Below are 15,327 nucleotides of genomic sequence, written 5' to 3'. Positions count from 1 at the left end.
AATTAGCAGTACGAGCGTACTGCACAGCCTAGACTGCCCAGCATGCCACTCACCCGCACCCTCGGCCCAACGACGGTCGTCGCTCTGCACGACGGCGAAGGCACCTTCTTCGAGCCGCGCGAAGAGGCGTTTCCGCAGGTCAGCGCCGAGTTGTGGGCGCGGGCCGACGAGCGGGACCCGGGCGCGGTGACAGCTGACGGACAGTGGCTGCTGCGCTTCCGGTGCTTCGCGGTCCGCCACGGCGACCACATCACGCTCGTCGACACCGGCATCGGGCCGGCCGACTCGCTCGCGGCGAGCTGGGCGCCCGTGCCCGGCCGCCTGCCGGACGAGCTCGCCGCCGCCGGCATCGACCCCGCCGACGTCGACACGGTCGTGCTCAGCCACCTGCACACCGACCACATCGGCTGGGCGGTCGTGGGCACGCCGTACTTCTCCAACGCCACGTACCTCGTCCAGCGGGCCGACGCCGAGGCCTTCCGCGCGGATCGGGAGAGCGTCCTGGGTCCGCTTCGCGAGGCCGGCCAGCTCAGGCTCGTCGAGGGCGATGTCCCGATCGCCGCCGGGGTCACCGCGATCGCGACGCCCGGCCACACGCCGGGCCACCAGTCGGTGCTCGTCGAGTACGGGCAGGAGCAGCTCCTCGTCACCGGCGACCTCCTGGTGCACGCGGTACAACTCGTCGCCCCGGAGACGGCGTACTCGCACGAGGCGGACCCGTCGGCGGCGAGGGAGTCCCGGACGAAGCTGTTGAAAGCCGGCATCACCCTCGCCACACCTCACCTGACCGAGCCGTTCGTTCGGGCGTAAGGGGCGATTCACCGCCATCCACGAGTGTCAGTGCATGGCTAACCCGTACCCCCTAAGCCGGCGACGCTTCGTCGCCGCAGGCGCTGGCCTCGTGGTCGGACCCATGTTGCTCTCCCCCGACGGCCGAACCGAGGCGCACATCCCCTCGACCGCCGGTGGCTCTCTCCCGTCCGGCCTCTTCACCCTCGGCGTGGCCTCCGGCGATCCGCTGCCCGAGGCGGTCGTCATCTGGACCCGCCTCGCCCCGCGGCCGCTCGACGGCGGCGGCATGCCCGACCGCCCCGTGCGCGTGCGGTGGGAGGTCGCCGAGGACGAGCGCTTCCACCGCGTGGTCCGGCGCGGCGTGGCGCTCGCCCATCCCCTGGTCGGGCACTCGGTACACGTGGACGTGCAAGGTCTGCGCCCGGACAGCGTGTACCACTACCGCTTCCGCGCCGGCGACGAGATCTCGCCGGTCGGCCGCACCCGTACCGCCCCCACGCCACACTCGCGTCCGCGGCTGCTGCGCTTCGCGTTCGCCAGCTGCCAGGACTACCAGGCGGGCTTCTACACGGCCCACCGCCACCTCGCCGCGGAAGACCTGGCGTTCGTGGCGTTCCTCGGCGACTACATCTACGAGGGCCCGGCCAACCCGGCCGCCCTCCGGCAGCACGAGGGCACCGGCGAGCCGATGACGCTGGCGCAGTACCGCAACCGGCACGCGCAGTACCGGAGCGACCCCGACCTGCAAAGCTCGCACGCGGCGTTTCCGTGGATCGTCACGTTCGACGACCACGAGGTCGACAACAACTGGGCCGACGAGATCCCGCAGGACCCCGCCCTACAGACGCCGGAGGCGTTTCGGGAGCGGCGCAAGGCGGCGTTCCAGGCGTACTACGAGCACATGCCGCTGCGCCGCGAATCCACACCACGCGGGCTGGACATGCGCCTGTACCGGCGGCTGCGCTTCGGCCGGCTGGCCAGCGTGCACGTGCTGGACACCCGGCAGTACCGCAGCGACCAGCCGGCCACGATCGAGGCGGCCAACGACCCCGCGCTCAGCATGACCGGCGCCGAGCAGGAGCAGTGGCTGGTGCACGGCATGCGCACCTCGGGCAGCCGCTGGAACGTGCTGGCCAACCAGGTCATGTGGGCGTCCAACGACCGCCGGGCCGGGCCGGAGAAGGTCTACGACCTGGACAACTGGGACGGGTACCGGGTACAGCGGCGGCGGCTGCTGGAGTTCTTCGGCTCGGGGCAGGTGGACAACCCCGTCGTGCTCACGGGCGACCGCCACTGCACGTGGGTGTGCGACCTCAAGCCAGACTTCGACGACCCGGCGTCGCCGGTGGTGGCCGCCGAGATCACCGGCACGTCGATCACGTCGGGCGGCAACGCGGACCCGGTGGCGTTCCACAACACGTACGACCCGATCATGGCGGAGAGCCCGCACTGGAAGTACATCGACAACCAGCGCGGCTACGTGGTCTGCGACGTCACCCGCGAGCGCATGCTCAGCTCGCTCCGCCTGGTCAGCACGGTCCGGGCCCAGGAGTCGACCGTCCGGACAGCAGCCCAGTTTCTCGTGGAATCCGGCCGCCCCGGCATCTCGGTCGCCGGGTAACGACCGTGACTCCGGGCCCGCCCGTGCGCGCGGGTGGACCCGGAGTCCTTCACGGCTACAGGGTCGCTACGTCGGCCTGCTTGGCGCGGACCGCCTCGGCGGCCTCCTTGAGACCGGCCAGCTCCGACTCCGTCAGGTCGGTCTCGACGACCCGGTTGACGCCGTTGGCGCCGATCGCGGCCTCGACACCGAGGTAGACGCCGGAGATGCCGTACTCGCCGTCGACCCACGCGCAGACGGGCAGCACGGCGCCGGAGTCTTCGGCGACGGCGCGGGCCATACGGGCGGCGGCCGCGGACGGCGCGTAGTAGGCCGAGCCGGTCTTCAGCAGCGCCACGACCTCGGCACCGCCGTTGCGGGTGCGGACGACCAGCTCCTCGATCTTGTCGGCGGGCAGCAGCTCGGCGAGCGGCTTGCCGTTGACCGTGCACTTCGAGGGCACCGGCACCATCGTGTCGCCGTGCGAGCCGAGCGTCAGCGTCTTCACCGAGCCGACCGGCACGGCCAGCGCCTCGGCGACGAAGTGGGTGAAGCGGGCGGTGTCGAGCATGCCGGCCTGGCCGAGCACCCTGTTCTTCGGGAAGCCGGTGGCGAGCTGGGCGAGCGCGGTCATCTCGTCGAGCGGGTTGGAGACGACGATGACGACGGCGTTGGGCGCGTACTTCGCGACGTTTTCCGCGACCTGCCGCACGATCTTGGCGTTGACGCCGAGCAGGTCCATCCGGCTCATGCCGGGCTTGCGGGGCAGGCCGGCGGTGACCACGACGACGTCCGAGCCCTCGATCACCTCGTAGCCCTCGCCGTTGGGGCCGGTCGTCTGCCCGACGACCTTGGTCTCGAAGCCCTCGATCGGCCGCGACTGGTTGAGGTCGAGCGCGAGACCCTCGGGCTTGCCCTCCACGATGTCGGTGAGCACAACCGTGTCGAAGATGTCGTATTCGGCTAGCCGCTGCGCCGTCGTCGAGCCGTAGAAGCCGGCGCCGACGACGGTGACCTTCTTGCCCATGGTCGTCTCACTCCCTGATACGGACGGCACTCTTTTCCGGACCGTATCAGCCGGCTCAGGTGCAGAGTCCGTTGACCGGGGCGCCTGTGCCGGTCCACACGTACGCGTCGCTCACCCAGCTCCCGTCGGCCAGCTTGTTCCACAGGTCCGTGACGTAGCTGTTGCGGCCGGCGTGCTTGGTACCCCGGGCCGAGCAGGTGATCGTCACCGTGTCGCCGTCGGTCAGCTTGCCCACCACCGGGTTGGCCGTGCCGGGGCCGGAGCGGCGGTTGAGCGTGGTGCCGCCGTCGGTGTCGACCACGCCCTGGGTGAGGCCGAGCGCCCCGTAGTTGTAGAGGCCGCCGCCGACCGCGACCCGCTTCGAGCCGTGCAGCGCGGCGCCGTCGTACGCGCCGCCGGTCGCGACGATCACCCACTTGCCGAACGAGTACTTGTCGATCGGCGTGTACGCCCCGTCGCGCCGCAGCGAGAAGTGCACGTGCTTGCCGGTGGAGCGGCCGCCGCAGGAGACGTCGTTGCCGATGTTGCCAAGGAACGCACCCTCGGCCACCCGCTTGCCGTCCACTTTGATGTTGCCTTCGAGGTGGTAGTAGTCGGTGGCGAAGCCGCGGTCGTGTACCACGCGCACCCAGCCCCGACCGGATTTGCACATCGTGTACGCCAGCCCGGCCCGCGCCGCGAGCACCTTGCCGTCGCCGCCGGCCAGGTCGACCGAGCTGCGCGCGCCGCCGCTCATCGGGTGCGGCCCGCCGGTGTACCGCCAGGTCTGCCCGACCGCGAACGGCAGTCGCATCCCGGTGCGCCGGTCGGTGGTGGACTCGGGCCCGCGCGTGCGCGCCCTCGTCGCACCGAGGGCGCGGCGCTCGTCGCCGGTCAGGATCACGGACGCGGCGCTGAGCGTGGCGAACTCCGCCTCGCCCTCCAGCGCGACCCGCCAGACGCCGGTCTCCCGCCGCGCGACGAAGAGCCACCCCTCCGGGTACGCGGCGGTCGGCCGCACGGCGGTGCCGAAGCCCCACCGGTCGGTGGTGCGGGGAGCGATGTTCACCTGCACGGTCGGGCCGAGCCGCGCGACAACAGCCGCCTCAAGACCCCCGACGGACGCCGCGGCCGCCGGCGTGCCAGCACCTACGAGGGAAAGGGCCAGAAGCGCAATGGGTAGTCGCATAACTCGATCTTGAACAAAAGATACAATTTGGTCACGGTGCCGCGCCGACGCCAGCACCAGCGAACCAACATCGAGCGGGTCTCGAACGGTGGGCCGGATTCGGGCAGGACGCGGTCGAACCGCCCGAGGCATCGGCGCCCACCGATTTACACCTCATCGACCGGTACGCCGGGCACTCCCTGAGGGTCAGGCTACTGGGTTGGCACTTTCAACTGGCATATGTGGCCGAAATGGATCTCCCCGTGGCGCTTCCGTGCCAACAATTTGCCTGACAGGGCTACCGAACGCAACGATGACTGAACGGGCCTTGGCGCCTTAACCTGGTAGATTGAGAGGGGCATCTGCCGTTCGAGGCGGTCCCCCCTTTCTGTCCCCGAAAGGAAGCGCGAGTGGCCTCGGCGCAGTTGTCCCCACCGCTGGTGGTGGTCACGACCCGTGACGGCCGGCGACTTGCCGTCGAAGTCACGGGCGCACCGGATGGTTTGCCGGTCTTCCTCCTGCACGGCACGCCCGGGAGCCGGAGCGGTCCCAAACCGCGGGGCATCGTTCTGTACCGGATGGGCATTCGCCTCATCTCATACGACCGCCCGGGATATGGCGACTCCGATCGCCACGAGGGCCGCAGCGTGGCCGACGTGGCTGGCGACATCGAGGCGATCGCCGACCACTTGAATCTCGACCGTTTCGCGGTCGTCGGCCGCTCCGGCGGTGGCCCTCATGCCCTGGCCTGTGCCGCGCTCCTGTCTGACCGGGTCACGCGGGCCGCGGCGCTGGTCAGCATCGCACCCGCCGACGCGCCGGACCTCGACTGGCACCATGGCATGACCCACCTCAACGTCAACGAGTATCGGTCGGTCGACGCCTCCGGTACGGCATACGCCGCCGAGCTGGCCGCGCGTACGGAGGAAACACACAACAAGCCGGAGAGTCTCGTCGACCACCTGCGTCCGGCGTTGTGCGAAAGAGACCACCGCGTGGTCGACGACATCGCGATGAGAAAGCTCCTCACCGCCAGCTACAGGGAGGCGACCCGATCCGGCCCCGGGGGCTGGATCGACGATGTCACGGCGTTTCGCAAGAGCTGGGGCTTCGAACTCTCGACGATCAGGCCCCCGGTCCTGCTCTGGCACGGCGACGCCGACACATTTTCACCGCTCCAGCACACCAGATGGCTGGCGAAGCAGATTCCCAGTGCCAAGCTGCTGGTCAAAGAAGGCGCGGGTCATTTCGCCGCGGTCGAGATCCTGCCACTGACGTTGATGTGGCTCAGCGGCGTCCGGCAGGCCGCCGCGGACGACGTCCTGCCGGGGCCAGATTGGATGGCTGAGGCGTTTCCGTCAGAATGGGTGCGGATCTAGCACCCGATGCACAAGCCTCTCCGCCTGAAGCGTCTTGACCACCGGATGGTGGCGGCCGATCGCGTCGATCAGACGCCGCACTGATCCCGTCGGGTCGGCGCCCTGATCGGTCCGGCCGAGCCACCTGCCGGTGATCGCCACATGCGACTGACAGCAAAGGGTGTCCGGATGCTCCGGGCCGAGCGCCTCCGCCATCCGCGCCGCCACCTCCTGCATGCGGACGTGTGCCTCCTCGACCTCACCCTGCTCGGCCCGGCAGCTCGCCAGGTTCATCGCCGCCGCCAGGCTGTACGGGTGGTCGGGTCCGAGCGTGTGCTCGAACTCCTCGCTGGCCCGCTGTGCCAGCTCCACGGCCCGCTCAACCTGACGCGCCGCGCTGGCGGCCGCCGAGAGGTTGGTGAAACACACGAGCGTGTGGGGATGGCTAGGGCCGAGGAACTTTTCGTAGGCCTCGGTCACCTCCTCCATCTCCGCCATGGCCTGCGCCAGCGATCCGGTCGCCAGCAGGTTGGCCGACCGGCTCAGCCGGCAGGCGAGCGTGTCCGGGTTGCCGGGACCAAACCGTTGCTGGAGCCGGTCGTAGGCCTCGTCCAGGAGGGGCGCGGCGTCGGCCGCCTTGCCGGCGCTGCGCATCGAAACGGCGAGGTTTGCCTGCGTTTTCAGCGAGTCTGCCGCCTCCTTCCCCAGCACCGAGTGCAGGCTGCTCAACACGTTTTGGAGAAGCAGCACCGATTCCTCGTATTCACCGGCCTCGCGGAGATCACGGCCCAGGCAGGACGCCGATGCCAAGGTGCTGGGGTGGTCGGTGCCACGCACGATCTGAAGCCGGGCATAGACCTTCTCGTCGCGGCTGCGGGCGTCGCGGAAGTTGCCCACCGCGCGGAACGAGACAGCGAGGTTGTTGGCGGTGACCAGGGTTTGCGGGTGCAACTCGCCGAACACCTCCGCCCACACGCGATAGGCGTTCTCGTCCATTTCCAGCGCCTCCGCGTACATGCCGAGCCCGCGGAGGTCGGCGGCCAGGCCGCGGGCGGTCATCAGCGTGTGCGGATGCTCCGCGCCGAGCAGCGCTTGCTGCGCCGCGTGGACCTCCTCGTTGATCTGCCTCGCTTCCTCGAAACGACCCTGCGAGCGCAGGATGTTGGCGAGGTTGAACCGGAGGTGGAGCAGGTGCCGGCGCAGCGCGTCGGCCTCGTCCTCGTCCGACATGGAGTTCAGCTGCTCGAGCCAGGCTGCCTCGACCTGACGGCCGAACTTCTCGCCCTCGCTGAAGTCGCCGCCGAGCCAGAGATATCGCAGGCGGCTGACGATCAGCTGCCACATCTTCTCGTCGGTGCTGTGCAGGGCATGTGAGACCTCGAGGTGGGGCCAGAGCGTCCGGTAGCGGGCCCAGGTGGCCGGACTGTCGACCTCGCCGTCCGGCCGAGACCCGCAGAGCACTCGGTGGACCTGCTGGCGCACCTCCGCCAGCTCCTCGTCCGTCATCCGCGCGCGGACGACGGCCTGCAACAGGCGGTGGATGGCAACCTGCTGGTTGTGGGGGTCGAGCTTGACCAAGGCGAGCCGATTGGTGCGCTGGATCAGCGCGGACCGCACCATGGGCTCGATGACGGTCGCGTCGTACGGCTTGAGTGCGGCGGCCATCTCGTCGCTGTAGACCAGGCTCAGCGCGATTTCGGGGGCCAGCACCGAGCAGAGTTGGAGCAGGCGGTACGCGGCCTCGGACTGGCTCCGCAGGCGGGTGAGCGAAAGGTCCCACGTCGCCTCCACCGCGGCGCCGCTTCCCTTGTCGTCCGAGCCGGACAGCGCGCGTGGACCGTGGCGTTCGATCTCGCGCAGGTACTCGGGCACCGAGGTGAGGGTCTCCGCGAGCCACGCACCGGCCGCGGCGATCGCGATCGGCAGGTCACCGAGGATCTCCGCCACCTGGTCGGCCTCTTGCGCCGTCATCTCGGTCACGCGCTGGCGAAGGTGCGCGACGCTTTCCGCCCGCCGGAACACATCGACGGACATCCCCTTGGCATAGTCAGCCCACGCCTGGTTTCGGGACGTGATGATGATGTGGCCGTTTCCCTCCGGCATGAACCGCATGACCTGCTCCAAGTCCTCGGCGTTGTCGAGGACCACAAGCCAGCGACCGAACGGCTCGCCTCGGCGCAACGCCTGTAGCGCCCAGCGCGCCTTGTCGATGGTCTTGGACTCGGGTGGCACGGCGAGGCGGTCGGCCAGGTCGGCCAGCGCCGTGTCGATGAACTGGGGCAGTTCGGCGTTGACCCACCAAACGATGTCGTACGCGTTTCGGAACCGGTGGACATACTCCAAAGCGACCTGGGTCTTGCCCACGCCGCCCATCCCTTGCAGCGCCACCGGGAGTGCGGATGTCTTGGGCAGCACGATCGCCGTGCGATCCGACTGTAGGTGGGCACGGAGGCGCACGAGCTCCTCTTCCCGTCCCGTGAACATCGCGTTGCGGGTCGGCGCGGAGAAGATCCTCGGCTCCGCGCCCGGGAAGCGGGCCAGGTGGGGAGGTCGCTCCTTTATGGCCGAACCTTGGCGCCCGAGCAGCCGGAGGACGCGTTCCTCGGCGCTCTGCTCCGAAAGCCCGACGATGGTGGCTGACGTATCGCTCGGAAACGCGGGCAGCGGACGCAGCTCGCCGACATAGATCGCCAGCGGCGGTCGTGTGCTGACCTCCTCCCGCGGAGAGGTCGCCAGGGCGTCCGCCGCCACGTACGCACCGGAAACGACGGCCAGCCGGCGCGGCTTGACCCGGCGCCCCTCCGCGGTGAGGTGGACACCTCCGCTCGCGTGGACGCGTATGTCCGCGCTTTGCAGGACCGCCCCGATCCACTCCGCCCACAGCTGATCGGCCGGTGCGTACTCGAGGACGACGTCCTTTTCGATGTACTCGGGCACCTTGCGGATGAAGCGTGCCTTCTGGTGCAGGCGGGTGGCTTCGTCCATCGGCGGCAGCGCCCGGACCTCGCCGCCGGTGATGTAGTGGGTCAACGTCTCGAACGCGGCCAGCAACGAGGTGCGCGACCCCGGCTCGTCGCCGAATGTGGCGAGCGTCTCCTCGTAGGCGTAGTACGGCTTGTACGGCACCTCCACGGCGGCCCAGTACGCGTCGCGCTCCTCGTCGCTCATCCGCGCCGGCAGCGAGCCGAAACTCCGCTTGGCGAAGGCGCGGCCGGCGTCGACCTTCTCCTTTTCCGCGGCGTCGACGCGCATCGGCACGGGCAGGATCTGGATCTCGCGTTTGATGTAGTTGCGGACCCGGCGAGCGACCCATGCCGCCCCCTCGATGCCCTGGTCGCTGAGTGTGAAGCAGTCGACCAGGAGATCGGGAAGGTGCATCGTGCAGATGTCCGCGACGTCGCTCAGCCCGGTACGGCTGTCGATCAGCGTGTAGTCGTACCGGCGTTTCATGTCGTCGCGCAGTGCGTCGAAGAACGCGGCGCCGTCGAGCCGGTCGTAGAAATTGTCCCAGTCGAGGCCGCTGAGGGTGGCGGCGTAGTGGTCACTCTGGCGTCCGGCGGAGAGAAAGGCGAGCGAGCCGCCACTGGGAAATTGCCAGCCCACCGTGAAGGCACCGCCGACCTTGACGTACTCCTTCTGCCAGCCGTCGTCGCGATGCCGGTTTTTGATCGCCTCGTCCTCGTAGGCCCGGACAAGGTCGATGATCCCTTCGGTGCCGCCGATCACATCGGGATCGAGAAACGGCTTGTAGAACCGATGCAGGCCGGGCGACTCGAGATCCCAGTCGGTGACCAGCACGCGCTTGCCGCTGGCCGCCAGGATCCACGCGACATTCGCGACCGCCATCGTACGCCCGGTGCCACCCTTGTATGAGTAGAACGTGACGATCTGACCCACACGTGTGTCTGTCATGGTCTTTCCTCAACCGGCAGAGTTTCGGCATCCGGATCGATCAGCTTCGGACGCTTGACCGACTTGGTCGACGTGGGAACGGGCACATTCTTCAGGTACTGACGGCGTGCCTTGGCGATGAGACTGGGCATGATGCGAACGAACTCGCTCAGCTGACCCACCCGCTCCGGACGCCGACCGCCTTCCGCATAGAGGATATCCGCCGCTGTGCCTGCGAGTTTCGCGCCCCGCGCCAGATACTCGGGATCTTCTTCGTCCGCCACGATGAGCGGAATCACCCACTCGGGGAGCTCCCGCGCGAGGTCGCTCAACACCCGCGCGCCGTCTCGCGCGGCAATCACCCATGGATCGATGAGCAGCACGGCCGGACGCCCCGGCATCGGCCCGCCCGCGTCGGCGTAGTCGCTGACCTTGGTGGACAGCCCGAGCCGCTGCGCCGTGTTCGCGGCGTCGTCCGCGACCGGCAACGCCTGGCGGTTGCCAAACGGCCGCCACAGCACACTCGTCTCGCCGTAGCCGTCCGTGGCACGCTCCGGTGGCAGGTCCACAGTGGCGGGTGCGAGGACGGCCACCTCGAAAGCCGCGTCGACTCCGACACCCTGGTACGGGTCGGGTGTTGGCGACGGCCGCAGTGGGGCCCGTTCGGCCAGGTCCACGATGCCGCCGGCGATACGCCCCAGGACCGCTCGGTACTGGTCCTCGAAGTAGCTCAGCATTCGCAGCCCGCGCATGCCGTTCTCCAGGTACTCCGGAACGTCGTGCGCCAGCTTTCGGGCACGGCGAATCTGCGCCACGTGCGCCTCTCCGGGGTCCTCCCAGGACATGAACGGCACCCAGAGCACCGGAAGGAGCCGATCCGAAGGCGATCGTTGCTCGGCCACCCGCGCCCCGAACGCCTCCTGCTCCCTCGCCGACCAGGAGTTGCGGATGTAGCCCGGCGAGTACAGCGCCACGAACACCTGTGCCGAGCCGAGCGCCCGGAGGAGCGCGGTCCGAGCGTCGGCCGCGGGAGAGACCTCCAGGTCCAGAAAGCCGACCTCGGCGCCCACGTCGTGGCGGGCCCGCCGTCGTACCTCGAGGGACAGGTCCCGGAAGAACTCACGGACCCATGAGTCGGCGTCCGTACGCGCGCTGTCTGTCGGCGGTGCCACACGCGCATGGCTGAGGAAGAAGTACGTTTCCGGCGTCGGACTCATGGCACCCCCCGGTCACGGAAGACGTTGCGTAGCTCCTCCGGGCCTTCGGGAATCAACGAAGTCACCCAGTGGGACCGGAAAATCGACATCACGTGCTGCGCGAGCCGCCAGACGACCGCGCGATATTCCTTTTCCATGCCGAGCCGGAGCAGCCCCAGGAGACCCTCCCGCTCGTACGCCTCGACGATCTTCTGATCGGGTAGGCGTGCCGGAGTGAACCATTGGATCCCGCGGACGACATCGGGAAGATCGCCTGGCTCGATCGGCGACCACCGGACCGGCACGATCCCGGTCGCGTTGTCGGGCCGGCCGTCCGCACGCCGCACCCTCGTCCTGCGAGCGAAGGCGTGCCACTCCATGCCGCACCAGTCGCTCGTGATCAGCGAGGCGGAGAGCAACGGCACGAAGACCTGGCAGGTGCCGGCGGCCCTCAACAGCTCCGGACTCCACCGCTCGCCGCCGCCCATGACGGTGTCCATGAATCCGGGATACGCGCCCACCACACGGCCGAGGAGCTCGCTGATATCCGTCGAGAAGTCTTCGAAGAAGCGGGCGACCTCGTCGCGCGTCGCGGTGATATGCGCGTAGCTCATGAAGAACAGCGGCTCCCCCGGCTCGAGCTCGAACACGGGGCCGTCCATGGCGCTGCTCTCCCTGCCGACCGGGCGTGCCGTCCGCCACCATGGTAGGTATCCCTCCAAACCTCGGCGCGAAACGTGCTTTCTGATCGACTGTCAGCTATCCGACCACGTATTGAAGATCGCTACCAGCCATCCGCGCGCTGAAGCATTCGGCCGACGAATCGTTCGCCTTCGACCGTAAGCGCACCGGTGCCGACGAGCTGATCGATCGCCGCGTGCACCCAGTCTCGGTAGCGTCGAAAGGTCGCGCTCGCCCGGTCGCGGGTGCGCCAGATCTCGGCGACCGCCAGGTGCGCATAGGTCCCTTGCAGCACGGCTTCGAGCGGCCGCGGGTCCGAACGCCATCCCACCCGAAGGCGCAGATCGCGGGTGGTGTCGACAAGATCGCACAGATCCAGCACGGCGCCGAGCTTGAGATGCTGGATCTCATGCACCAGCAGGACGGCCAGCGCGTCGCCGTCCGGGACTTCCGCCACTCCCACGGCGCCGAACGCCAGTCTGCTGGTCGCGCTGCGCTGGAGACCACCTTCGCCGGGCAGCAGCGGGGTCAGCGCACGCAACCCGACACGCAGGGCGGGCATGTGCCCAGGCGCGTACTCCCGGATGCTCTTCCAGGCGACGTCCTGCAACCGCTGCCAGGAGTCCACCGCGGTGCCGTCCAGTCGGGTGGCCACCGGCGCGCCGTAGCAGTCGCGGTAGGGATCGGTGTCTTCGAGCTCGACCACCAGCCCATCCCCATCGAGCCGCCGGACCGGATGCCAGTTCGTGAGGCGCGGAGCCGCACCCACGACGGGTGCCGTGTGGACGGTGCCGCCCGCCCGAACCTCGAACCCGCCGGTGACGGACCGGAGCGTCGCTACCTCACCGACGCCGGGGCCGAGCACCAACCGGCCGAGCGTCGGCAGATACACCATCTCGTCGTGCACCGGCAACGCGATCTCGACAAGCTCGCCGGCCCGCACCGCGGCGGCCGCGGCCAGACAAGCCAGGTAGGCCGGATCCGCCTCTCGTCTCAGGCACCGCACCGCCCATGCCTTCACGTACGGATGGGCCAGCACCTGCTCGACTGCCCGTGGACGCTCGCCGTCGAGCCGGCCGAGCAGATCCCATCCGTCGACCGCCACCTGGTTGTCCGTCGTCGCGCCGAGCACCGCCAGCAGCGCTCGGGTGATGGAGAGTTGGGAAGCGGCCAGATACCTCATGGTGGCCGCGTCGCCGTAACCAGAGCCCAACTCGTCCAGGACGGTCTCGGGCACCGAAGTGCTTGCCCGCGCAGGTGTGCTGTCCATACGGGAGATGAACTCCTTGAGGTCGGAGCAGTAGACCGAGGGATTGTCGTACCCGTTGGCGGACCGGAACCGGTGGGCGTACAACCCACCGCCGCACCGGTGCACCACCTCGCAGTCGCGGCACGTCTCGCACACGCCCCTGATCCCCGACTGGCGGACGGCGATACCCGGGTGCCGGGCCGTGTCGTCGACCGTGTGCCGAAACACGTCGAGGCCGGTCGCCGCCGCTCCGTCGTAGGCCGTCTTCAGCGAGTCCGCCTGCTCCCAGGTCCCGTCAGTCTCGATGACGGCGACGTCGGCCGGGTCGAGGCCGACCGCTTCGGTAAAGCTGGGGCCGCCGCCGGCCGTCGACAGCAAAGAGTCGAAGAGGCGAATCGGAACCGGCCGCCCGTCGCGTATCCAGCGTTCGTAGATCCTGCCGAGCCAGGTCGCGTACGGCGTAGGATCGGCGTGCGGCCGTGGCGGAGGGTGATCCCACGTGGCATGCGGCAGCAGCAGGTCGATGCGGGGCGGATCCTCGGCCAGCAACGCCTCGTACACCTGGATCGGATCGCTTTCGGCGTCGACGGTGCAGAGAATGCCGCCATAGATCTGTCGGTGCTTTCGCAGCAACGCGAGCGCGCGGAGTGTCTGTCGATGACTGCTCGCGCCGTTGGCGAATCGGCGGTGCCGGTCATTGGCCACGCGATCGCCGTCCAATGAGACTCCCACGTGGACGCGGAAGTCGGCGAGGATCGCACAGAATCGTTGCGAGAGCAGCACGCCATTGGTCTGAAGGTGCAGCCGCAGGTCGGTGACGGGCGCAATCGTGGCGTGGAGCACCGTGAGTACGTCACGTAATCTGGCCGGCCCCAGGAGGAGCGGCTCGCCGCCGTGGAGCACGACATGCACCTGGCCGAGCCGGTGGGAGCGCACGTGTTCGGCGATCCGCCTCGCCGCAGCCTTTACCGTGCGGAGGTCGATCGCGTGGGGACGTTTGCGCCAGCTGTGGTCGCCGTGCTCGTAGACGTAGCAATGGTCACAGGCAAGATCGCAACGGCTGTGGACCTTGAGTACGTAGTTGGTCAGGGCAGGGGTCGGCGACGGCTGGACAGCGTCCGCGATCGACACGACGGAGACTAGATGGCGGACTGGAACCGCGTGGGATCATGATCCGGTAAGACCCGACGACAGACCGCCGCCACCAATCCAGGGTGCTGGTCGAATATCGCGTCCAACCGGGTGAGCTGAAGGTCCTTCAACTCAGTGGGATCGAGACCTGGTGGGCCGGTGTCCGGCAAACGCGCTCCGACTTGGTTCACGACGGTTTCCCCTTAGTTCAAGCAACATCGATCCCCCTGGTTAGGATAGGCAATACTCGCCGTGATGTCACGGTTGCGGGAGAGTCAACTTCGACATCCGCCGATGCGAGAAAAATCGAGTATTCGGCCGATTCCCAGAGTTCCGGAGGCCAGGCGGCGTGCGGGCGGCGCGTGAGCTTAGCCGGCGTCCCGCTCCGCGCGTTCGACCACATTGGTCAGCAGCATCGCGCGGGTCATCGGGCCGATCCCGCCCGGCACCGGGGCGAGCGCGCCGGCCACCTCGGCCACGTCTGGGGCCACGTCGCCGGTGTAGACACCCTTGCCGTCCTCGCCGACCACGCGGGTGATGCCGACGTCGATTACGACCGCGCCGGGGCGCACCATGTCGGCGGTGACCAGCCCGGGCACGCCAGCCGCGGCGATCACGATGTCGGCGCTGCGGGTGTGCGTGCCCAGGTCGCGTGTGCCCGTGTGGCACAGGGTCACGGTCGCGTTTTCGCTCCGGCGGGTGAGCAGCAGCCCGAGCGGGCGCCCGACCGTCGTGCCGCGGCCGACCACGGTGACCTCGGCGCCGCGCAGCTCCACCCCGTATCGCCGGAGGATCTCCACGATCCCGCGGGGCGTGCAGGGCAGCGGCGCCGGGTAGCCGAGCACGAGCCGGCCCAGGTTGACCGGGTGCAGGCCGTCGGCGTCCTTGTCCGGATCGATCAGCTCCAGCACCCGCTGGGTGTCGATCTGCGGCGGCAGCGGCAGCTGCACGATGTAGCCGTGGCAGGCCGGGTCGGCGTTGAGCTCCGCGACGACGGCCTCGACCTGCTCCTGCGTGGCGTCGGCGGGCAGCTCGCGCTGGATCGAGGCGATGCCCACCTCGGCGCTGTCGCGGTGCTTGCCCCGCACGTACGCATGTGACCCCGGGTCGTCGCCCACCAGCACGGTGCCGAGCCCTGGAATGATGCCTCTTTCGGCGAGAGCCTTGACCCGCGCCCGCAGGTCGTCCTTGATTGCGGACGCTGTTGCCTTACCGTCCAGGAGTGTCGCGGTCACGCCGCAAATGGTCTCATAAG

General features: G+C 69.0%; 10 protein-coding genes. 3 read left to right on the top strand and 7 right to left on the bottom strand.

The window, feature by feature from the left end; translation table 11 throughout:
- Window positions 1–42: 42 nt before the first annotated feature.
- Window positions 43–810, top strand: coding sequence for an MBL fold metallo-hydrolase (locus AC5L36_RS05480; RefSeq protein WP_441214238.1), 768 nt, complete (start codon window positions 43–45; stop codon window positions 808–810).
- Window positions 811–913: 103 nt separating this feature from the next.
- Window positions 914–2,413, top strand: coding sequence for an alkaline phosphatase D family protein (locus AC5L36_RS05475; protein WP_441214237.1), 1,500 nt, complete (start codon window positions 914–916; stop codon window positions 2,411–2,413).
- Window positions 2,414–2,468: 55 nt separating this feature from the next.
- Here AC5L36_RS05475 and mdh read toward each other — a convergent pair whose 3' ends face one another.
- Entirely contained in the window at window positions 2,469–3,419 is a 951-nt protein-coding gene (gene mdh, locus AC5L36_RS05470) for a malate dehydrogenase (protein WP_441214236.1), read from the bottom strand.
- 55 nt (window positions 3,420–3,474) lie between these two features.
- A complete protein-coding gene (locus AC5L36_RS05465; protein ID WP_441214235.1) occupies window positions 3,475–4,587 on the bottom strand; it encodes a M23 family metallopeptidase in 1,113 nt (370 codons plus the stop codon).
- A gap of 389 nt (window positions 4,588–4,976) precedes the next feature.
- On the opposite strand from AC5L36_RS05465, the gene AC5L36_RS05460 reads away from it, so the two are divergent.
- Window positions 4,977–5,945, top strand: coding sequence for an alpha/beta fold hydrolase (locus tag AC5L36_RS05460; RefSeq protein WP_441214234.1), 969 nt, complete (start codon window positions 4,977–4,979; stop codon window positions 5,943–5,945).
- Here the strand turns inward: AC5L36_RS05460 and fxsT are convergent.
- The 5 genes from fxsT to AC5L36_RS05435 form a co-directional block, all read right to left on the bottom strand.
- Complete coding sequence (fxsT, locus tag AC5L36_RS05455) at window positions 5,925–9,836, bottom strand: FxSxx-COOH system tetratricopeptide repeat protein (RefSeq protein ID WP_441214233.1); 3,912 nt, start codon at window positions 9,834–9,836, stop codon at window positions 5,925–5,927. The two genes, AC5L36_RS05460 and fxsT, sit on opposite strands and share 21 nt — an antisense overlap.
- Window positions 9,833–11,032, bottom strand: coding sequence for a TIR-like protein FxsC (locus AC5L36_RS05450; RefSeq protein ID WP_441214232.1), 1,200 nt, complete (start codon window positions 11,030–11,032; stop codon window positions 9,833–9,835). Before AC5L36_RS05450 ends, fxsT begins: the two co-directional genes overlap by 4 nt.
- Complete coding sequence (locus AC5L36_RS05445; RefSeq protein WP_441214231.1) at window positions 11,029–11,673, bottom strand: TIR-like protein FxsC; 645 nt, start codon at window positions 11,671–11,673, stop codon at window positions 11,029–11,031. Before AC5L36_RS05445 ends, AC5L36_RS05450 begins: the two co-directional genes overlap by 4 nt.
- A gap of 122 nt (window positions 11,674–11,795) precedes the next feature.
- Window positions 11,796–14,072: an FxsB family cyclophane-forming radical SAM/SPASM peptide maturase gene (locus AC5L36_RS05440; RefSeq protein ID WP_441214230.1), complete on the bottom strand. Its 2,277-nt coding sequence runs from the start codon at window positions 14,070–14,072 to the stop codon at window positions 11,796–11,798.
- Between the two features lie 368 nt (window positions 14,073–14,440).
- Entirely contained in the window at window positions 14,441–15,307 is an 867-nt protein-coding gene (locus tag AC5L36_RS05435; protein WP_441214229.1) for a bifunctional methylenetetrahydrofolate dehydrogenase/methenyltetrahydrofolate cyclohydrolase, read from the bottom strand.
- Window positions 15,308–15,327: the final 20 nt, after the last annotated feature.

The organism is Phytohabitans sp. LZ39 (genome assembly GCF_059359075.1).
This window is presented reverse-complemented; position numbering and strand designations above follow the sequence as displayed.

Excerpts from the sequence above, each read along its gene's own strand:
- AC5L36_RS05480 (WP_441214238.1), top strand. The coding sequence starts at position 43 with ATGCCACTCACCCGCACCCTCGGCCCAACGACGGTCGTCGCTCTGCAC.
- AC5L36_RS05475 (WP_441214237.1), top strand. The coding sequence starts at position 914 with ATGTTGCTCTCCCCCGACGGCCGAACCGAGGCGCACATCCCCTCGACC.
- mdh (WP_441214236.1), bottom strand. The coding sequence starts at position 3,419 with ATGGGCAAGAAGGTCACCGTCGTCGGCGCCGGCTTCTACGGCTCGACG.
- AC5L36_RS05465 (WP_441214235.1), bottom strand. The coding sequence starts at position 4,587 with ATGCGACTACCCATTGCGCTTCTGGCCCTTTCCCTCGTAGGTGCTGGC.
- fxsT (WP_441214233.1), bottom strand. The coding sequence starts at position 9,836 with ATGACAGACACACGTGTGGGTCAGATCGTCACGTTCTACTCATACAAG.
- AC5L36_RS05450 (WP_441214232.1), bottom strand. The coding sequence starts at position 11,032 with ATGAGTCCGACGCCGGAAACGTACTTCTTCCTCAGCCATGCGCGTGTG.
- AC5L36_RS05445 (WP_441214231.1), bottom strand. The coding sequence starts at position 11,673 with ATGGACGGCCCCGTGTTCGAGCTCGAGCCGGGGGAGCCGCTGTTCTTC.